The organism is Nostoc sp. DedSLP04, from assembly GCF_034530775.1.
GTDB lineage: Bacteria > Cyanobacteriota > Cyanobacteriia > Cyanobacteriales > Nostocaceae > Nostoc.
In genome coordinates, this window is the sequence record NZ_JAVRCL010000063.1 from 1 (window position 1) to 21,205 (window position 21,205).

General features: G+C 40.0%; 19 protein-coding genes. 14 read left to right on the forward strand and 5 right to left on the reverse strand.

Going from position 1 to position 21,205, the window contains the following annotated elements:
* Positions 1 to 52: 52 nt before the first annotated feature.
* Entirely contained in the window at positions 53 to 2,233 is a 2,181-nt protein-coding gene (locus RMX89_RS27665) for a recombinase family protein (RefSeq protein WP_322691182.1), read from the reverse strand.
* Between the two features lie 78 nt (positions 2,234 to 2,311).
* On the opposite strand from RMX89_RS27665, the gene RMX89_RS27670 reads away from it, so the two are divergent.
* Complete coding sequence (locus RMX89_RS27670; RefSeq protein ID WP_322691183.1) at positions 2,312 to 3,667, forward strand: proton extrusion protein PcxA; 1,356 nt, start codon at positions 2,312 to 2,314, stop codon at positions 3,665 to 3,667.
* A gap of 128 nt (positions 3,668 to 3,795) precedes the next feature.
* Positions 3,796 to 5,088 (forward strand): murein transglycosylase A, encoded by a 1,293-nt coding sequence (locus RMX89_RS27675; RefSeq protein ID WP_322691184.1) that lies wholly within the window; start codon positions 3,796 to 3,798, stop codon positions 5,086 to 5,088.
* A 143-nt stretch (positions 5,089 to 5,231) separates the two neighbouring features.
* Here the strand turns inward: RMX89_RS27675 and RMX89_RS27680 are convergent, their stop codons facing one another.
* The 3 genes from RMX89_RS27680 to RMX89_RS27690 form a co-directional block, all read right to left on the reverse strand.
* The gene (locus tag RMX89_RS27680; RefSeq protein WP_322671323.1) at positions 5,232 to 5,465 is read right to left on the reverse strand and encodes a DUF3134 domain-containing protein; all 234 of its coding nucleotides are present in this window, start codon (positions 5,463 to 5,465) and stop codon (positions 5,232 to 5,234) included.
* A 205-nt stretch (positions 5,466 to 5,670) separates the two neighbouring features.
* Positions 5,671 to 6,099: a hypothetical protein gene (locus RMX89_RS27685; RefSeq protein ID WP_322671322.1), complete on the reverse strand. Its 429-nt coding sequence runs from the start codon at positions 6,097 to 6,099 to the stop codon at positions 5,671 to 5,673.
* A 258-nt stretch (positions 6,100 to 6,357) separates the two neighbouring features.
* Entirely contained in the window at positions 6,358 to 6,492 is a 135-nt protein-coding gene (locus RMX89_RS27690; protein ID WP_322691185.1) for a hypothetical protein, read from the reverse strand.
* 1,082 nt (positions 6,493 to 7,574) lie between these two features.
* Here RMX89_RS27690 and RMX89_RS27695 point away from each other — a divergent pair.
* The 12 genes from RMX89_RS27695 (at position 7,575) to RMX89_RS27750 (ending at position 20,428) form a co-directional block, all read left to right on the forward strand.
* Entirely contained in the window at positions 7,575 to 8,768 is a 1,194-nt protein-coding gene (locus tag RMX89_RS27695; protein ID WP_322691186.1) for a choice-of-anchor tandem repeat GloVer-containing protein, read from the forward strand.
* 573 nt (positions 8,769 to 9,341) lie between these two features.
* Entirely contained in the window at positions 9,342 to 9,962 is a 621-nt protein-coding gene (locus RMX89_RS27700; protein WP_322686871.1) for a hypothetical protein, read from the forward strand.
* A gap of 14 nt (positions 9,963 to 9,976) precedes the next feature.
* Positions 9,977 to 10,348: a hypothetical protein gene (locus RMX89_RS27705; RefSeq protein ID WP_322671318.1), complete on the forward strand. Its 372-nt coding sequence runs from the start codon at positions 9,977 to 9,979 to the stop codon at positions 10,346 to 10,348.
* Positions 10,302 to 13,049: a hypothetical protein gene (locus tag RMX89_RS27710; RefSeq protein WP_322691187.1), complete on the forward strand. Its 2,748-nt coding sequence runs from the start codon at positions 10,302 to 10,304 to the stop codon at positions 13,047 to 13,049. Before RMX89_RS27705 ends, RMX89_RS27710 begins: the two co-directional genes overlap by 47 nt.
* A 236-nt stretch (positions 13,050 to 13,285) precedes the next feature.
* Positions 13,286 to 14,116: a hypothetical protein gene (locus RMX89_RS27715; protein WP_322691188.1), complete on the forward strand. Its 831-nt coding sequence runs from the start codon at positions 13,286 to 13,288 to the stop codon at positions 14,114 to 14,116.
* A gap of 103 nt (positions 14,117 to 14,219) precedes the next feature.
* Positions 14,220 to 15,269 carry a hypothetical protein gene (locus RMX89_RS27720; RefSeq protein ID WP_322691189.1) on the forward strand — a complete coding sequence of 350 codons (1,050 nt, stop codon included), beginning with the start codon at positions 14,220 to 14,222 and terminating at the stop codon, positions 15,267 to 15,269.
* A 122-nt stretch (positions 15,270 to 15,391) separates the two neighbouring features.
* A complete protein-coding gene (locus RMX89_RS27725; protein ID WP_322691190.1) occupies positions 15,392 to 16,213 on the forward strand; it encodes a hypothetical protein in 822 nt (273 codons plus the stop codon).
* Positions 16,214 to 16,259: 46 nt separating this feature from the next.
* Complete coding sequence (locus RMX89_RS27730; protein ID WP_322671313.1) at positions 16,260 to 16,967, forward strand: hypothetical protein; 708 nt, start codon at positions 16,260 to 16,262, stop codon at positions 16,965 to 16,967.
* Entirely contained in the window at positions 16,964 to 18,625 is a 1,662-nt protein-coding gene (locus tag RMX89_RS27735) for a hypothetical protein (RefSeq protein WP_322691191.1), read from the forward strand. Before RMX89_RS27730 ends, RMX89_RS27735 begins: the two co-directional genes overlap by 4 nt.
* 37 nt (positions 18,626 to 18,662) lie before the next feature.
* Positions 18,663 to 19,235 (forward strand): hypothetical protein, encoded by a 573-nt coding sequence (locus tag RMX89_RS27740; protein WP_322671311.1) that lies wholly within the window; start codon positions 18,663 to 18,665, stop codon positions 19,233 to 19,235.
* 632 nt (positions 19,236 to 19,867) lie between these two features.
* Positions 19,868 to 20,086 (forward strand): hypothetical protein, encoded by a 219-nt coding sequence (locus RMX89_RS27745; protein WP_099102023.1) that lies wholly within the window; start codon positions 19,868 to 19,870, stop codon positions 20,084 to 20,086.
* An 84-nt stretch (positions 20,087 to 20,170) separates the two neighbouring features.
* A complete protein-coding gene (locus RMX89_RS27750) occupies positions 20,171 to 20,428 on the forward strand; it encodes a hypothetical protein (RefSeq protein WP_322686875.1) in 258 nt (85 codons plus the stop codon).
* A 79-nt stretch (positions 20,429 to 20,507) separates the two neighbouring features.
* On the opposite strand, the gene plsY is transcribed toward RMX89_RS27750, so the two are convergent.
* Entirely contained in the window at positions 20,508 to 21,191 is a 684-nt protein-coding gene (gene plsY, locus RMX89_RS27755; protein WP_322686876.1) for a glycerol-3-phosphate 1-O-acyltransferase PlsY, read from the reverse strand.
* Positions 21,192 to 21,205 lie beyond the last annotated feature (14 nt).

The window sequence follows — 21,205 nt, forward strand, 5'->3', positions numbered from 1 at the left end:
TGATTAACTCAGCCCTGCTGGGTCGTTTTGCATAGCTTAGTCTAAACTCCAGTCAATTAACAGTAGATTCAGAAATAACCGTTACACAGGCATTCACTAAGGGTAACAATGGCCCTATTTGCTCTTGTCCATTCACTGCTAAATCGCTATGACACAAATAAACTCTCTCGGATACACGAGAGAGCAAATCTGTCAAAATCCTTTGCAGTCGTTGTTCTTCTGCCAATTTCTCATCTTCTGCTGTCCAAGGTTCGCCTAATCTGTCTCGTAGGAAAAACGGCGCACCAAACAAAGTTGCTGCACCACCTTTGGCCCATAGTGGCGAACCAGCATCCAGCCAAAAATGCCAACGGTGCGATCGCCTACTAGATCGATATTGAAATATAGTTGCTAAGGTGACAGCCTTTCTTGCTCCACCAATGGGGCGCACCGGGTAAGCATTGGCAGTGATTGTACCGCGTCGCAGTAGTTGAATGAATTCAATAATAGTTGTGTGAGGCGTTGTCTCAACTGGGGCAATTTGTCGTAATCTGGTGTCAATTTCCCAGTAGTGTTGGGCGGTTTCTAATAATTCCCGCAATGCTGCTAGTTGTTCGTAGGGGAGATTGCTCCCATTCCATAAAAAGCGCTGAATTGCTCTGTCCAAAAGAGAAATGGGACTGGGAATTAACCGCAATTCTTGTTGCGATCGCTGCTGTTCTAACCACTGTAATATTTCACTATAGGCTGTAGTAGCTGCATAGCCGATTCGATCCCAGCGCTCAAAGGCTGACACTGGTAGCAAATTAGGGCGATCGGGATGGGGTACAAAGCAGTAATCTGCAATCAAACCAGCACGTACCGGATCAATATTTGTAGAGACGCGATTCATCGCGTCTGTAGAGTTTTCTGGTGGTTGTTGTTTCCTGCTCAATACAACCAGCATTTCTGCCACCGCATCCCGATCTACCTGGCGTCCTAAGCCGGGATAAACTAGTGCCAGCATGGTGAGTAAGGCGCGAATCACGGGCGAACTAATTAGGGGACGTTGGTCATTGAGCGATTCTACTGGGATATTTTGCTTGACGAGGATTTCTACTAGAGTATAACGAGCGATCGCATCTAAACCCGGTGCAATAATTGCTACTTCTTCTGGTTGCACTTGCTGTGATTGGATGGCATTAGCAATTACCTCTGCTGTTTGCCGCAATAATTGGGCGCGGGAGGTGGTTTGAATTGAATGCACTGTTTTTGGTAAACTCAACAGTACCATCGGGGAAGTGACTAATTCCACCATCTGTTTAGTCAGTTGCTCGCTAAGGGACTCTAGAGGCGGCCCGTTCAATATTTCTACCCGACAACGCTCTGCTAACCCTTCTAAATAGTTGGGATCTGCTCCCAATCCCAATCGCACCGCACCGTCAGGATTGTAGCTAAACGCGCCAACTGCACCTCGATCTAATAGCAACTCAAACAAAAGACGCGCTACGCTAGGATAATCATCAACATCATCCGCCAGTACTGCTTGATAGCGTTTCGTTAGATGCTGCTGGTAATTGCGATCGCTTAATAAGTGCTGACTATACAGTTCGGTAATAATTCCATAAGTCAGTAACCCCCTCTCTAAACACCAGTTACGCCAATCTAACAGCAAAGATGCCAAAAATTCCGGCTCTAAAGTTGTGCTATTTTCCCCAAAACCCTTGGACAAAATCTGGGCAATATTTTCGCAAGGGATACCACTGTAAGCTGCTAATTGTAATAAGTCTAAGATGCGACGCACCAAGCGAGATTCATTCACTCCCGCCAGACGTAAAATTTCTTCGTCTAATTGCGGACGCCAAAGTTTGGTTGCTAACTCTTGTTCGGTTTCCGGTCGCAATCTTACCGGAAACTGTGCTTTCAGGTTCAACGAGTTAATCAGCAAGGGCCAAAATAAAATAACTTCATCCTGAAAAAAACCTAGTGGCGTCTTGGCACGAACCGGATATTTACCTAATGTAGATGTGACAATTATATCTCCTAACTCTCGACGATTATCATCATTGGCAGCTAAAACTAAAACTCCTGGCTCTGTTTGTTTAAGATATAAAAATTCAGGTACATCGCCTGTTTTTTTACGCCCTGTTTTTTTTGTATAAAATGATTCAGTATATTGTTTTTCTGATGTTACCCAATTACAAAATTGCTCTACTAAGCGAGCCGTCTTACCACTACGGCTAGTGCCAACAATCCAAACCGAATGAGAAACCACAAACTTTCTCCTTGTAGATTTGTTAGTATACCTCGTGCGTTAACTTAAGGTTAATAGTCATCAAACAATGCTGAATGATTGTCTGCAATGAAAAATTCTGCTTTTAGTCAAAAAATCTATTCTTTCTTGCTTGCTGCTTTTCGATGGTACTTACAGACTCCTGAACGTTCTTTAGATGAAGCTTACAATGCAGCATTAAAAATTCAGGAGATAGAAGATAAGCATTTCAATGGTAATAAAATAGACATTGACTCAGCCATGTACAGTAACAGTGTGATGGATTACTTTGAGTCAGACCTCAACAAGCTATTAAAAATTGCCAGGATGCGGCTGACGGAGTTTAGAGGAAGCCGTTGGTTTCTAAATGAAGAGAATCAAAAAGCTGCCGATAAAGCAGGTATAGAGTATCTAAGTCCTTCTTTAGTTTTGGAAAAGCTCAATTTTATCGATCGAGTTCTTTCTAAATACACAACAAGTTCCGATAAAACAACTTCTAACGCTTTAGTAGTACAACCTCCAAATCTACCAGTTAATTCTGTGGCATCTGACGACAAATCGCTGCTCGTCAACACTCCAACATTACCACCCAAAATACCAAATCGAGACTTAAACAATAAACCAAAAGCCAAGAGCAAAACCGATACAACAGGTGTTTTACCTCGCTCTATTTTAAGTACTATCAGTCGTCTGCAAGTTGAATTAGACCCTAATTCGGAACAAGAAGTAATTCAGAGTTTTCGTCAAACTCAAAAAAGAACAATAATATCTATTAGGTTTATTTTACTATTAATTATTGTACCACTTTTAACGCATCAAATAGCAAAAGCTTTTGTAGTTGGGCCAATTATTGAGAGATTTAGAAGCAGTGAGGAAATGCAGATATTTCTCAATTCGGAAATGGAAGAGGAAGCCCTTTTAGAATTAGAAAGATTTGAAGAAAAGCTCAAGTTTGAAAATCTCATTGTCAAAGCTCCTCCACTGTTACCTGAGCAGATGGAGACTGAAATGAAAAAGAAAGCGAAAGAGCTTGCTGAAGAATTTCGTCACGAAAGCTCTGGTGCGATCAAAAATGTTTTTGCAGATATGTTCTCGGTGGTTGCTGTTATCTGGCTTTTGCTAGTCAGTAAGTCTTCTATTGCTGTGCTAAAAGATTTCTTTGATAATATTGTCTATGGACTTAGCGATAGCGCCAAGGCATTTATCATTATTCTGTTTACTGATATCTTTGTCGGATTCCACTCTCCTCATGGCTGGGAAGTACTGCTAGAAGGAGTATCGCGCCATTGGGGATTACCGGCAAATAGAGATTTTATCTTCTTATTTATCGCTACATTTCCGGTGATTTTAGATACTATCTTTAAGTATTGGATCTTCCGATATTTGAATCGGATATCGCCCTCTGCTGTTGCGACTTACCGTAATATGAATGAATAGGGAATAGGGCATTGGGCATCCCTTCGGCTACGCTCAGGGCAAGTGGGAATTGGGAATTGGGAAAAATTTTTGGTTTTTGATTTTAGAATTTGAGCGAGGTAGGAAGATTTTAAAAATCTTGAATCTTGATGAAAAAGACATTTATTGGGTTAGGAAAGTTTAACAAAACTATCGCTATCAGCCTACCTGTGATTTTGTCGATTTTCCTGGTGCGGATGCAATCTTTCACGCATCAGGAACTCATTGCGCCAGAATGTCAGGTGAAAAAGTGGGATATACCGGTGTCCTTAACTGCTGAAAATCAAGATGCATTTTTGCAAAAACAAAAATTACCATTAATTCAAAGACTACCAATTACTTGTTGTCAAAGTGATACCTCTTGTCTGGATGAAGTAATTTATGGCAAAATACCAGAGAAAAAGGCACTGATCGGTGCGATCGCTCGCAGTCTCCAATATCTGCAAACAGCTAATGCTGCGGCTGCTTATCAAAACTATCCGGTGGCTGGGATTACGCGCGATCGCGTCATCAAAAGTTTGCAAAGATTCCGCGAACTTCTATTAAAAACCAATTCTGCAACAGAATTACATCAAGCCATTCAGCAAGAATTTGTTCTTTACCAGTCAGTCGGTAAAGATAACCAAGGTTCCGTTTTATTCACCGCCTATTATGAGCCACTTTACGCAGCCAGTCGCGTCCCCACAACAGAATATCGCTATCCTGTTTATCGCTTACCTCCCGATTTCAACTCTTGGACTAAGCCTCATCCCACACGCGAGGAGTTAGAAGGAGCAGATGGTTTACAAGCTGCAAAAGGGAAATTGCGAGGATTAGAGTTGTTTTGGTTTCGCGATCGCCTCGAACCATATCTAGCTCAAATTCAAGGTTCAGCGAAACTTCAGCTTCCCGATGGGACTCAAACCACAATCGGCTATGCGGGTAATACTGCTTATAACTACAAAAGTATTGGGCGAGAATTAATAGATGATGGCAAATTACCGCAAGAAGGTGTAACTATGCCAATTATTCTCGATTATTTCCAAAAGCATCCCCAAGAATTAAATATTTATATTCCGCGCGATCGCAGCTTTGTTTTTTTTCAAGAAAATCACGGTGAGCCAGCCCAAGGCTCTATTAACGTACCATTAACAGCAGAGCGTTCTATTGCTACAGATAAATCTCTTATGCCTCCTGGGGCTTTAGCGTTGATTCGCGCTTCTATTCCCTTTGTTAATCCTACCGGAAAAATGCAGGAGCGCATTATTAGCCGCTATGTTCTCGATCAAGATACCGGAGGTGCAATTAAAGGTGCAGGTAGAGTGGATTATTTTTTAGGTACTGGGAAAATCGCAGGCGATCGCGCTGGTGTTACAGTCAGCAATGGACAATTATTTTATCTCTTACTTAAGTCCAAAAATTAAACACACTCGCATTTTAATACTAAAATTCCCGACTTTTTTAGATAAGTCAGGAATTTTAGCCTTTTGGCGTAAATGAAACACCCCTGACGCAGGAGCGTCATTACGAATTACGAATTACGAATTACGAATTACGAATTACGCTACTAGGCTTCTAAATCCATGTCACTATCATCATCGTCATGATCGTAAGGGATATCGTCAAGGTCTATCATTTCGGAAATTTCTTCTACTTCAGTTAGATACTCAGATTCTTGATGTTCGCGTTCGATTAGACGACCAGTTGACTTCAGCCATTCCAAGAGAATAAATTCATTACTTGTACGAATTACAGGCGCTCGCTGGTTACGAGGTTCTTCACGCAGAGGACTTATAGGCATAAAAAAAACTCACTTTCAATTTACAGGTTAGCTTACAAAAATGTCAAAATTGTACATTAAGCTTAAAAGTCTTGGATGACAAGTCTTTTCTCAACAGACAAAATATGACCCATTGAAGTTTTGTCTCAAGTCTATTTAGCTACTTACCATTAAAATGTCCAGATGTCAGTTTTAATAACAAATATTTCAGCGGATGCAATATATATTACAAAGCATTTGGTACCTTGACGAGAGTTTCATACATATCAGAGGGTAATGCAGACAGTCTATTCGCTACAGCGACTGCATCAGCTAAGTTACTAAATTGACACCGGACTATCTCTTGTCCATTTCCTGAAGGAAATCGTTTCCTAGCTTTATTAGCTACAGCACAAATAATTGCTAAAGCTTTGGCGAACCCGTCTTTTGTCAATATTCTTTCTTGAGCGAACCCTTCAACAGGGATAAGACAAACCTCAAACCGATAGCCAGGTCTGGGAGAAACAGCTATGTCGATATATGGTTTATCTTCTTTTCTGATTCGGCGTAAATATTTGGCTGTTGAATTAGGATCGTGCAAATTAGTCCCAAGGGCGTAAGTAAAAAAGCAATCTTCTGTGAGGGACTCAGGACGAGTAATTATATCCGTGGGCATAAGTTCCAGTAGTATCCGTATGTTGTCTGCGTGTATGACACACTAGACTTGTCCGTTCTTATTAGCACATTTTCTTTGACAGTTAAGTGTATCAGTGTCACGCGAGGTATTACAATACATTGCGGCTAACTAAAATTTCAATTTTTGGAATACTTATGACATCAAACACCTTCAGAATCAAAGGGTGTAGAGATTTAGATTCAAAGAGGAGTCTATATAATCAGTCACATGACCGAAAATATTTCTCAACAAATAAAATCATAACATAGTTGACGCCAAACCCTGCGATCGCATCACCTGACAGCATCGGTGAATACCTAAAAGCGATCGCGATCGCAAACTATCTGAATATTTATTTATACCCATCAACTTATAAACTTCAATGGTACTCAATTTACAATCTCTCCTTGAATTAGAGCGACTGCTAAAAATTTAGCTATGTACTGTTGTAAATGCCCTATATTTCGTAATTATTCAGGGCAGATTAATGAATTATTTACATAAATCACCCCCTAAATAAAACCCCAGGATTATATTTATAATCCTGGGGCATAATGTTTAAATAATAGTTTTGATGACGATTTTATTTATTTATTCAGAGAAAAATCAGTAGTCTTCACTTAATATGTAGTTTTGCTTATTAAGATTTTTTTAGAGGTTTTAATCAGTATTTAATAGACTTTACTAATTACTTGACAAACTACACACTATTAAAACTTATTTTCAATCTAGAGTTTGTGACTATTTCTGTCAAAATTCTGGATTTCTCACCGATTTTTGTGTTTTTCACGACATCCAAAAAAATAATTAGTGGTTTATGCTACCTAACGGAATCATTAATCGTGCCTGCCATTCACGTTATTGACTCACTTCTAGTACGGTTTTTGTGGTGTAGAAAAACAGGCTTTCTGAGAGGATGTCTGAGAAGTATTAAATATTTTGCTTGATCCCCCCTAGCCCCCCTTAAAAAGGGGGGAACCGGAATCAAAGTCCCCCTTTTTAAGGGGGATTTAGGGGGATCTACAAGTCTCAAATACAACACCAAAAAGTTTTCAGACATCCTCTGAGTCTTTTTTCAATAAAGCTATACCAATATCTTAGGCATTTTTTTACTAGTGTTTAAGCTAACAAGCTATACCAATCTTAGATAAAAAAGCGCTCAACATATAGGTTAATGCGTAGCAATATCTCGTAGGTTAAGGAGTAAAAACCAACACATCTCAGATGTTGGGGCCTTGGATTTTGTTCTTCAAACGCCATTTGCTTCTCCCTTTAAGGTAGGGGCGCAATGCCTTGCGCCTCTACTGCTGTAACCCCACCAGAAAAGTCGGAAAATCCTTCTAAATCTGTGGTTTTCAAGCCTATATGTATAGCAATCATTTTTCAAATTGGTATTAGTCATGAGTAGCAGCCATCACAAAATCCGTTAGAACTAGCTAAAATTCCGTTTTCATTAACTTTTTTTGAGGTATTCAATGAACAAGATTAATAATCTGTACAAACAACGCCAGAGCAAAAATAAGGTATTGATTTTTACTTCTTTGACTGTTTTGGCTTCTTCATTAGTACTACCTTTCCAACAAGCCTTTGCTGCAACATTGACTACTGTTGTAAATTTCAACGGCACCAACGGAGCTACACCAAGAGCTGGTGTACTTAAAGGTAACGGTACTGATGACAATCTTTATGGAACTACTTCTGCTGGTGGCACTTCTGGTAAAGGAACTGCATTCAAGTTAACTCCTACTGCTTACACTACTCTGACCACACTGATAAACTTCACCGGAACCTCTGGAATTAACAAAGGGACTAATCCAGTTGCTAGATTATTCCAAGCAGCCGATGGCAATTTATATGGGGCAACCTTTACAGGTGGTACAAGTGACCTCGGCAGTGTGTTTAAGTTGGCGAAAACGGCTTTTACAACCCTGACAACTCTGACAAATTTCACAAGCACTAATGGGGCTAACCCAGCAGGCCGACTGATTACAGGTGCTGATGGCAATTTGTGGGGGACAAGCTCTACAGGTGGGGCTAATAATAAAGGAACTATATTCAAGGTTTCGCCAACTACCGGGGCACTTACCACCATCAGAAGCTTCAGCGGTACTGATGGAGCAACTCCACTAGCAAGATTGCAATTGGCTACTGATGGAAACTACTATGGCAGCGCCTCTGCCGGTGGAGCAAGTGCGAAAGGAGTTGTATTCAAGTTAACTCCCACAGGAATACTGACTTCATATAGCTTTAGTGGCACTAATGGAGCAAATCCACAGTCTGGATTAATTGAAGTTAGTGGATTCCTCTATGGCACCGCTAAACTGGGTGGAGCCAGCAATAAAGGAGCTATCTTCAAGGTTCCGGTCGGTGGCGGTACACCCGTTTTAGTTGCCAGTTTTAATGGCACCAATGGGGCCAACCCAACGGCTGCACTCATAAAAGCAAGCAATGGTAACTTCTATGGCACAGCTTCTGCTGGTGGGGCAAGTAACAAAGGAGTTATCTATCAGCTGACTGGAGCAACCATCACTGGCTTAATTAGTTTTAATGGCACTAATGGGGCAACGCCAGAGTCCACGCTAATTCAACTCTCAAATGGTGCCTTTTACGGTACTGCCTCTTTTGGCGGTAGTTCTAATCTAGGAACTGTGTTTAAGTTTGTAATCTAGTTTCAAATCTAATCGGCGTGTAGAAAATGGTAAAACGTAGATTTGAACGTCTACCTCTACCATTTTTCTACAATCGATCTAAACTTTTCAAGACAGATATTTTAATTTTGGTGACTCAATATTGTTTCATATTATGTTCGCTCCGAAGAACCCTAAAGAACCAAAGCTACGCTTGGTCTGCCCTAAGAGCAAGCCTATGGTGTACATACAAGTCTGAAACATTTATAACGCTTCGCTCAGATACCTATGAGGTGGAGAAAGTCAAGGCTTGGAAGTTGGTCGATCGAGGCTATCTGTATGAGAAGATTGAAAAAATTCTCAAAGTCGAGAGGAATCTACCAGTTTAATCTCGATACTTGCAATCCAGCTTCTCAAATCGGAGAAATTTCGTTTTAGATAAATCTTAATATCATGTTAACTTAACTTCAGAATACTGATGTAGAATATAGAACTTTACTACAGGTTTATAATTTGATTAATAATGAAATGATGTTAAAGTATGTTGAATTGTAATAGTTGTAAAATTTGATACAAGCAAGGATAAATCATAGTACACCATAGGAAAATTAGCAAATGTTTAGACAAAGTTCTCACAAGAGAAACTTTTTCAAAGCTTTAACTGGTAGTGCGGCGAAAGAATCTCACAAGTTAAGACAGGCATTTAAATCATGTCTGACTATTCTGTTTGAATCTGTACCTTTTTTGATTGCTTGTGCTGTATTGGTTAGCGTTATCAGCCTCAAAAGTCCTATCTTGCTCTTTTGTTTACTGGTTGGTAGTTTAATTGCTCTCATCACCCAGCAAATTGGGCAGCAAGTGAATTTACCAAGGCGATCGCTAATATTATTACAAATTTTAGCAGCAGCGATCGTTCTGAGTTTATATTGGTTAGACTGGTTTGCAGCCCCTGCACAAGCACAGTTTTTTGGGAAAGCTGAAACCTTTTTCAAAGACAGCTTCCGTGGTTCAATAACCAATGGTAACGATCCCAACTTCGCAATAAGTTTGATATTTAATGTGTTGCGGGCAATTTACTTACTCTATATTGCAATTTCCTTAGTTGGTGTGATTAACGCAGTGCGTAAAGATGAAGATTGGCAAAGTATCGCCAGAACTCCCCTACTAGTGGTTGTTGCTGTTACCATTGCTGATGTACTCACAGGCTTTGTAATTGGCACTGGCCCTAATAAATAATTCAGATATTTCAAATGCCTCAAGAGCAGGAACAAGAATTTCGTCCAGTCAATCAGGTTCTAGGAAGCCAACCTTCACTAGGGCCAATTCCTGCCGATCAAATTCTTCCTTGGACGGTAATCGCCTTAGCCTCCTACTTTACTATCAATGGAATTTTCGGGGGGTTTTTCCAAGAAGAATTTCAAAAATGGTTGTGGACAGTACTAATGACTGGTTGGGGAATCGGAACTTGGTGGATATTAACTGGTGGTAGGAGTTGGAGTTTTTTAAGTAAATTTATCGGGGTTCCCACTTGGACAAGAGGCTTTGCTCGTTATCAAAGCTTATTGGAAGTTAACCATGAAGCAAAAAATCGGAAAACAAAGCGTCAGCGTCGCCGGAAATGAAAGTAGATTAACACCATTTGAAGATGCCTTGCACTTGGCAACAATGCTGCGTGTTGCAATGAATGGACGTGATATTGGCGCTTACCTGTTGACAAAAGGTACTCAAAAAGATCGGTTCTGCTTTGTTTTTGGTTTTGATTGTAAGGGAATTCATACCACCTTAAGACCTGAACAAATTGATACACTTTTTAATAACATTGAAGCCGGATTAAAAGACATTCCTAGTGGTGAAAGGATGACGCTGCACTTGGGTTCTTTTAGTTCAGATAAAGAGCGCCAAAAAGAGTTAGCAACATTAATCAAAAATGCATCATCGCGAGATATCAAATATTTGTTAATGGCGGAGAGAGCCAGAATTAAAGAACTGACTGTTTCTGGGATTCGTAAACCTAAATTTTTGCGGATTTATGTAACTTACACCATTGAATCTAACTCGCAACACGCAGATGATTGGATAGAAAAGCTTTTAGTCAAAGCTGAATCCTGGTGGTTGAAATTTAAAGGCGATCTTTTAGAAGTAGAAAATCAACGTATTGAAAGCCTGATTACAAATGCTTACAACCAGGGTTTTCTGCGGTGGGAACAAATCTTATCTAACAAAATGGGATTGGATGTCAAACCTTTGACTGCTAATGAACTCTGGGGAGAAATCTGGAAAAGGTTTAATGATACGCAGCCAATAGATATTCCCCAGTTAATGACTTTAGATGAAGAAGGATTACACGAACAAGTCAATTCAGATTTAGCGAGTACTAAATTACTTCTAGACAATATCCACGGCACAACTTTGCTGATGGAATCTAGTGTACCTTGTGCCGATCGCCGCTGGGTTAATGTTAATAATCGTTATATTGGCGCATTGTCATTTCTCGAAAAACCCGGTGGTTGGACTAATAAATCGGCTCAACTGCGCTATTTATGGGAACTGTTGGCCAGAGAAACAGTAGTAGATACAGAAATTTTTTGTGAGTTGACTGCTGCCAATCCAGCATTGGTAAAAACGACTCTGCAACGAGTCCTGAAGCAGTCAAACATGACAACAATCCTGGCTCAAGAAAAAAGTAAAACTATTGATGTCAACGCTCAATTAAAATTGAAGAAGTCGGTAGCAGCACAAGAACAGTTATTTGAAGGTGCAGTCCCGATTTATACGAGTATTGCCATTTTAGTACATCGTTCAACTTTAGAAAAATTAGATGAGGCGACAAGATATATTGAAAACTGTTTTCAACGTCCAGCTAGGGTAATTAGGGAAACTGAATATGCTTGGAAAATTTGGCTGCAAACTCTACCGATAGTTTGGGAGGGTTTATTAGCAACACCCTTCAACCGTCGCCAGCTATATTTAACCAGTGAAGTTCCAGGATTAATGCCTCTAGTTTTAAGTAAAAAAGGTGATAGACAAGGCTTTGAGTTGATTGCTGAAGAAGGCGGAACACCCATACATTTAGATTTATTTAATCAGCACAAAAATTTAGCTTTGTTTGCCACAACTCGTGCTGGTAAATCGGTGTTAGTGTCAGGAATTTTAACTCAGGCTTTAGCGCATGGGATTCCGGTTGTGGCGTTAGATTTTCCTAAACCCGATGGGACATCTACTTTCACTGACTATACAGAGTTTATGGAGGGAAATGGAGCCTATTTTGATATTTCCAAACAATCGAATAACTTATTTGAACAGCCAGATTTACGATCGCTAGAAGCAGAACAACAGCGCGATCGCTTTAACGATTATACCGCCTTCCTGGAATCAGCGTTAATGACAATGGTTTTAGGATCGTCTACTGAAAGTCAAATTTTATCGCAAACCGTGCGATCGCTGCTCAACCTCGCTTTAGAAGCCTTCTTTAGAGATGAGGGCATCAAAGAGCGATATCGACAGGCGATGGAAGGAGGATTTGGCACTCTTGCTTGGCAGAAAACCCCCACTTTAAAAGATTTTCTCTTTTTTTGCTCGCCAGAACACTTGCAGCTAAGTTCTTTAACTGGCAGAGTCGAAGATGCTCTAAGTCAAATTCAGTTGCGCTTACGCTTTTGGCTTTCTAGCCGCGTGGGACAAGCCATTTCTGCACCATCCAGCTTTCCTACCGATGCACAACTTTTAGTTTTTGCTCTCAGAAACCTATCAGATAGTGAAGATGCAGCCGTACTATCCTTGAGTGCTTATTCCGCCGCACTCCGACGCGCATTAAGTAGTCCAGCTTCCATATTCTTTATCGACGAAGCACCAATTTTATTTGAGTTCGAGCAAATTTCTGATTTAGTTGGTAGAATTTGTGCGAACGGCGCTAAAGCCGGTATCAGAGTCATCTTATCAGGACAAGATCCTGACACCATTGCTAAATCTAAAGCTGCATCGAAAATATTGCAAAACCTGACAACACGGTTGATTGGACGCATTCAGCCAGTTGCAGTAGATAGTTTTGCAGACATCTTGAAATATCCCCGCCAAGTTATTTCTCGTAATGCCTCAGAAAGCTTTTTTCCCCGGAAAGAAGGCGTTTATAGCCAATGGTTATTAGATGATAACGGTATTTATACATTCTGTCGTTACTATCCAGGTTACGAGCAATTGGCAGCAGTTGCTAATAACCCTTATGAACAAACTGCACGTAGTCAAATGATGCAACTTCACAGCGATAAATATGAAGCAATTTCTGCGTTTGCACGTCAATTAGTGGCTACTCTACGTAGTAGTTAATCGTGAGTCAAACCATTTTTGATTTTAGATTTCTGATAGTGTAGTATTAGTGAGTTACCAATGTATTTTAGATTTACTGCACCCATTCTTGGGTTGTAGCTTAGGAATTTTAGATTTTAGAATAGCGTCGGGGATTGAACCGAAAAACTAATTCTATTATCCAAAATCAGCACGGTTCAAAAGCTAAATTTTTACCTCACTATATAATGTAGTCTACCTTTTTCAGGCACAGATATATGCGAAAAACTACCATTTTTACTTTTACCTTGCTATCTCTGGCAATATTACCAGCAGTTGCACAAATTCAGACGGGCGGATTAGGCCAGGTTTGGAGTGACTTTCAATCATATTCCCAAGATATGCAAGATTACTTTCAACATAATAATTTGAAAAATACCTTAAATTCTTTAGAACAAGGCCAGAGTCAAATTGCTATTGACAGTGCCAAGGGAGATTTGAAGATACCTAACCCTGTTGCTGCGGGACAAAAAATTCGTGATGATTCAATTAACTACTCTTATAATTCAGATGCTAAATCAAGTCGCTTTGAGAATAATGCAGCAGTACGGGGAAATTTAGTTAGTAATGAACTTAATCGTATAATTACCCGTGGAGTAGCGGTAGGTGTTCTCGGTAAAAATGGGCAAATTCGCACAAAAGCGAAATTAGAAAGTACAGAGAAATCTCTGGAAGATATTGATGGATTAGCTCAGGAAACAGAGGGTACTAATAGAACATTTCTCGATCAAATTCAACGCGGTATTAATGCAGCTAAGACAGCCGACCCAGCAGCAAATGCTATTTCTGGATTGGCAGAATTGCTGGGTTTGAGTCAAGTGCAAATGATGAAAATTCAACAGGAACAAATAAAAATTGTCGCTGAAACATTTGGTCAGACATTGCAAACAAATCAGGCTTTACAATACTCTAACTTAAATTTAGCAAACATTTCTCAGCAGACAGAAGAGGCGAATCGCGCTCGCAGAGTAGAAACATCTACTGAAGCATCGCGACTTTTACGAGCGACTTCTCAACTAGATTTGTTTGGCAGAAAAGTTAACAAGTAAGATTTTAAGAAAAAAATATCAATTTTTAGAGAAATTTTGAAATCCTTTAACTTCTGATAAACCAACCAACAGGAAATATAAAAAAACAGCCCATAAACTCAAAATGCAACTTGCTATTAAACTAATTTTTGCCCAAGTAGGTATCGATCAGATTCTCGATAGTGGTGCCGCAACTTCCCAAAGTATTGCTGAAGGTTGGGACAAACAATGGCTGGATTTATTACAAAATAACACCAGTAATAACTTGTATGGAGCGCTGACAAATCTGGGTATTTTTTTTGCTGTAGGAACGTTGTTATTTTTTATGATACAATTCCTCAAAGACTTAATATCCTACGAATATACCCGTCCCATATCAGCTTTAATTTGGCCTTTTATTGTGGTAGTACTCTTAAGTAATTCCGGCAAAGGAAGTATACTTTCTACTCTGACACTGGGAGTGCGGGATTTTTTAAACGGTGTGAATCAGCAAGTAGTAGTTTCAGCAGATGCAAATAATATATATCAGCAAGCATTGAATATGAGTGTTGCTGAAGAAGTAGCTGGTTCTTTACTACGTCCTTGCCAATCGCTAACTGGTGAGCAACAAAGTCAATGTTTTGTGAAAGCTGCTGAAAAAGTTAACGTTCTCTGGCAGAAATATAGAGAGATTTATGGAAATAAAAACTGGATAAATAGACTACAAACTAAGGTAGATAATATCAGATATGGCACTGGCATTGTATCAGAAACCTCTTTTAATTCTCTGTTAGGTTCTACAGTGCAAACGAGCATCAAAAACTTTTTAGTTTCCTTACAATATGCCTTCCAAAATTTGATAGAAGCTACTATGTTATTAATAGCAGCTTTAGGGCCAATAGCAGTAGGTGGATCTTTACTACCTGTAGCTGGTAAACCTATTTTTGCATGGCTGACTGGATTTCTATCTATTGGAATCGCCAAAATTTCCTTCAATATTATTGCTGTGCTGACTGCCGCAGTGATTGTCAATGGCCCAGGTCAAAATGCTAATGTCGATCCAGATTTAATGTGGTTCATAATTTTTCTGGGAATTTTAGCACCAATTTTATCTTTAATTGTGGCTGCTGCTGGTGGTTTTGCAGTCTTCAGCGCAATTAACAGTACGGCTTCTTTAGTTAAAGAGAGGATATAGTAAATTCAAAATTCAAAATTCAAAATTCAAAATTAATAAACTAGTTACAGGTGTTGTAATTAGTAAGTATATGCAAAACATCATATATAATAGCTGAAGTTTTTGCAGTAGGAGGTGAGGAAATGGTGCGTTTACTAGAAAAAAGACAAAAACCGGCAAGTGTTTTAACGTTTTTTGCGATCGCAACCTTCAGTTTACATATATTAGTTTTATTTTTATTCTTATTACAAGGGCTAAATATTCGCCAACTCAGTTTGAGAAAACCTCCTAACTTTGTGCAATTAATCAATGGTAAACCAGTAGCTAATATTGATGATTTAGCAAGAGAACCAGAAGCAATTCGCCAATTTATCAGCAAAACGATGATCTCAATGTTTAGCTGGTCTGGAACCTTACCACCACAAAATATTGAAGAAGTCGCAAGCCCAAAATCTGATTTAGGAATACTGATTAACACACCTCAAGGTGGTAGCCAAAAAATTACTACCAGCAGTTGGGTAGCTAGTTTTGCTTTATCAGAAGACTTTCGCAAAGGTTTTTTAAGCACAGTTGCAGAAATGACACCGCCAGAAGTTTTCTCGGAAAATCCCAACCAAGCGATGACTTCACAACTAGTAATTAAAAGAGTTTATCCGCCAAAACAAATTGCACCAGGTAAGTGGCAAGTGGGTATGGTAGCCGACTTAGTTCAAAAAAATCGAGTTGGTGGTGCAAGACTTATAACTCCTTTTAATAAAGATTTGCTTGTACGTGCAGCAGATTATTTCGCTAATCCCCAAGCCGACAATAGCACCGACTTGCAAAAAGCAATTTATAGTGTCCGTGCTGATAGACTAGAAATTTATGAAATTCGGAATTTATGTTTGCTAGATAACTACAATCCGAACAAAAATCAATCACAACAATGCATAACTGGACAAACATCTGATAGTTTTATCAGATAATCGATTTTTTACATTAAGATAGTTCAATTTATACGATTCATTATTAATGCAATTACTCAAACCAGAAAATAATAAAAAAAATAGCCCTTTACCGTTGTTGGCAGTAGGAACCTTTGGTTTACATGTATTTACCTTACTGTTACTAATATTTCACTGGTCTATGTTACAACAGTTAGGCCGACAACTCACACCTCAAAGTTTAGTGCAACTTGTTGATGGTCATGCGATAACGGTAGACCCCCAACCCAATTTAGAGCGGCAACCAGAGACGATTCGGCGCTTTGTGGGTGAAACTATGAGTTTAATGCTTACCTGGTCACAACAACAGCCGCCAACACAAGTCTGGGAAATTACTTCACAACTGGTAGCTGATGATTTTAAAGATAAAATGAAGTCAGAAATTACTAATTTAAATCCAGATAGCCAATTTGAAAATGTTAATCGAGGAGCTGAGAATGTTTTAGTAATCCAAAAAGTTTCTCAACCTCAAGAAATAAGTAATGGAAGCTGGAAAGTAGAGATACTTGCCAATCAATTAATTTTTAACAGTTATGATAAATTAGGGAAATCAGTTTCCTTTAATAAACAAATTTTAGTTAGAGCAATAGATCGACCTGTAACTTCACTACCAAATGCAGCACTACCGTCGCAGTTTGCAGCTTACCGCCTTGGAGAAGCCAGATTAGAAATTTATAATATATGTGAAATTAAAGATAATAATTGTTCTGGAAATCCAAACAAGGCTCTACCATGACCCGATACTCAATTCCTGCCGAAACGCCTCCCCAAAATGGATTTACTCTAACTACCGACGATCGCCAACCAGAAGTAGAATCTGTAGATTGGGAATCGCGGATGTCAAAGTTGGTCGGCTTTGAAGAAGAATCTTCTTCTAGTGACACTGAAAAATCAGAAGACTCTGCAACGCCGCCAGAGTCGCTATCTCTTCCACAAGAAGTTCAGACCAAGCAAGCACTCTCATCTAATCCCTTTGCCAAGTTAGGCTTGGTAGGGGCTGCTACCTTAGCGATCGTTTTGGTAGGTGGTGTGTTTTTGTCTCAGTTGTTCAGTGGTAGCAATCAAAAGCCAAAAACTATTGTTTCTCCACCAGTGCAAGAGCAGCCTACTGATGAATCCATATCTCAACAGATGGAAGCCCAAGTAGATACTCTCAAAACGAAATTAGCCTTGACTGAACAAGCACAGATGGTGAAAGATGCCCAACAACAGCTGAGAATTGCCAAATCAACGCCGACAGTAGCTTTACGACAACCCTCAGTTAGCCAGAAAGCGATCCCAACACCTCCACCAACAGCTTACGTCCCTCGGACAGTGACAGTTGAGCGCATCATTAGAGTACCTACTTCTCAACCTTCGCGATCGCCTCAGCTACCAGTTGTGAACCCCACTCAACCAGTAGTTAATGTAGCTCCAGTAACTCCACCATCTCCACCAAGCCCATTTGCAGAGTGGGCAAGATTAGCAAAGTTAGGTAGCTACGGTCAAGTCAATCCTAGCAATCAACCTACTAGTAACATAGCTACTTTGGAACCTGCAACCAATGCGCCGCCACAGCAAGAGGCAACAAATCCCAATCCCGAACAAAACACCCCACAACCGGAAAATTCTGCGGTAAGCCAAGCTCAACCGCAGGGAGAGAAATCTGTAGCAGTTGGGAGTAGTGCTAAAGCTGTGTTAGCGACAGCAATATTTGGAGAAACTACTAATAAATCAGGCGGTGGTGATGCAGAAGAAGCGAAAAACGTATTTGTGATCCGATTGAAAGAACCACTAAAATCTACCGATGGTGCGATCGCTTTACCTGCAAACACCGAATTTTTAGCTGAAATTGGTTCGCTTTCCGAACAAGGTCTTTTGCAGATGAACGTAGTCAAAGTTATCTCGCAAAATAATGGCAACCCCACAGAACGAAGCTTACCCAACAATGCAATTATTCTTCGCGGTACTCAAGGTAAACCTTTAATCGCAAATAAATATCCCGGTCAAAGTTCCTCCATAGCCTCGATGGATGCAGGACTATTTGTTTTGGGAGGTATTGCTAAAGCAGCAGAGTTAATAAATCGCCCTGATACCAGAGTTCTGCCTTTATATGGCGGTAACCTCAGCAACATTGACTCTAACGGCAATCCTATCGAGAACGACAACAACGGCAACAACGGCAACAACGGCAACAACGGCAACAACGGCTACGTTACTGGTTATACTACTATCACTGAAAATAGACGTAACCTTGCAGCTGGTCTTCTGGAAGGTGGTATGAACTCTGTAGTACCCCAAATTGCCCAGCGTAATCAACAGGCGATCGCCCAAATGCAACAGCAAGGTGGTGTGTGGTTTTTAGCAGCAGGCACAAATATTGAAATATACGTTAATCAACCAACTCAATTTTAAGGGTTAATATTTATAGCAATTTTAGATATTTGCAACCATGAAAAAGAATATTAAATTGTCAGGAGATAACCCAAAACGTTCTTATTTCCTACCTATAGCTTCCTTAATTTTCTCGGTTGCTATGTTCTGGTTGGTAGGTCGTGCTGTAGCTAATAACGCCGTTCTGCGTTCCATCTTTTCCTGTCAAGCACAAGGTTTAGGGGGACTTGTACCTACGGTTGATGTCTGGTATCAACAAGGAACAAACTTAAGTTTTATTCCGGCTGGAGAAGTAATTAAAAAAGTTTGGTTAAATGACCCATCACAGGTAAGTATGGATTTTGATGGGCCAGTATGTATGCAGTTCGGTCAAGAAGCTAATAATAATTCAGGAGATTGTAAAAACTCCGCAGCAAATGTAATTCAACTCAGACGAATTCAAAAACTGGACATACCTGGACTTCCTCCCACTAGCAATACACTTTTAACAGTTGTTACTGAAGCGCAAGGTAAAAATAAGTTGTATACTTTTAAAGTGATATATAAAACAGATAATCCTGAATATCACACCTTAGCAATTTTTCCCGATCCTTCTGGACAGGAAGGAGCTTGTTCGAGAGTTTTACAATAAAGTTATAGCAAAATTACCTGATAGCCACAGAAGTTTCGCCTCAAAAAAAGCATTAATATCTATGTATATCTGCATTGTGGCCGATCGAAAGCCCTGTTATAATTCCCTGCTTCTAAAAAACGGTTATACCAATTCTCTAAGAAAATGCGCCTAATTATTTTGGGAGATAGCGAATTATCTTAAGAAAACCTTTGCGTACCTACCCTGCAAGAAAGCGTACCACTTCGTGGAAGCAAGCTACGCGTAGCGTCTCGTAGATAAGCGCCTATGCGCTAACCTCCGTGTACCTACCCTGCGGGAAGGCGTACCACTTCGTGGAAGCAAGCTACGCGTAGCGTCTCGTAGAGAAGCGCCTATGCGTTGAAAAAAAATCTAGGATTTGGCGCTGCTTTATAAAAAAACGGTATTAGGAAAAATTTAAGTCTTTGGGCAGTTTTCTTTCTTTACGTAGCACGGTTAAGATGACGTGTGAGCTAATCTTATAGTGCAATCAATTGAAAAACGCTATAACTTAACAGATTTAACTGACTCAGGCAGTTTTAGCCGACATCTTTATAAATGTTCAGACAAAAACTAACCACAATTTCCAAATCCGTGTAAATATAAAGAAAAGCTTAAGAGGTTACAGACTCATGGTGACAGCGAAAATGATGCAACAGCTTTGGGCTGTAATCGAGTCTACCCAGGTCAATACCCTGCTCCAGTTTGACGATGCTGCTTTAGTACAATTGCTTCTCCAGCAGTTAAAAGCGAAGCAGGGGCTTGATTCCCAGGCAGATAGCACGCTCAATACTTACATAAAATCTAAACTGCCTCTAATTCGTGATACGGCTGAAGGTCGATTATCTTGAGGGCAAGGCGGCAATCATTAGTCCGAAAAATCAAATGATTGCTCGCTACCAAGCATACGCTCAGAGTTGAAACAGTGGAATATTATGAATAACTGGCTAGTAATTGCCCTAGTAGCTTATCTAATTGGAGCAGCGATTGAAGGGGTGAGTACAGCCAGTCAGCTATCTCATTCAATGCCAGAACTAGCTAAAAACACACAAGCTCATCCTTCAGAGTCTGACACTGAGTTTAGTTCAAGTTGGCGAGTTCTGGCCGCCATCGCCTCAGTGAGTATTTGTGGAGCTTTTTTGTGGCCTTGCCGCCTTTTCCACCGTTTAATTAAAGGCAATGTTCGTTCGTAAGCCTAAAATATCAATACAGTAATTTTGAAAGAAGCTCTCTCCTTCTGAGAGATGAGTTTTGAGTTTGGCTCTCGTTTACCTATGATGCACTTTGTTCGGGTTCTGTCGCTACAGGTTGCCCAATTTTTGGCTCCGTTCCCGCAAACAGTCGTTCGATATTAGTGCGATGGCGCAAAATCACATACAACCCGCCGGCAATCCCAAACAGAATATAGGGTAAGGGTTGATGCAAAATTACCATGAAAATGGAAACTGCGATCGCACCTACAATTGAACTTAAAGAAACAATTCGCGATATTGCTACAACGACGGCAAACACACCCGCTGTTGCTAAACCTATCTGCCAACTCATTGCCAACAAAATTCCCAAGCTGATAGCAACGGATTTACCACCAGTAAAGCCTAAAAAAATTGATTTACTATGTCCCAGAATGGCAGCTAACCCAGATATTGTGACTAACCACGGTTGCCATAGTTGTACATCTACCGTTGGAGGGATATAATTTTTAATTGGTTCAAAGTTGAACAACCAATAAACTAGAGCGATCGCTAATACTCCCTTTAAGGAATCAAGTACTAAAACCAATGCTCCTGGCCCTTTACCCAAAGTTCTTAATACATTAGTTGCGCCAGTGGAACCGGAACCAACTTGCCGAATATCAATACCTTTTAACTGCTTCACAGCAATGTAGCCAGTGGGAAAAGAACCCAGCAGGTAAGCTATGACCACAATTGCTCCGCACAGAGTTAACCAAATAGCCATAATACAATTCAAAA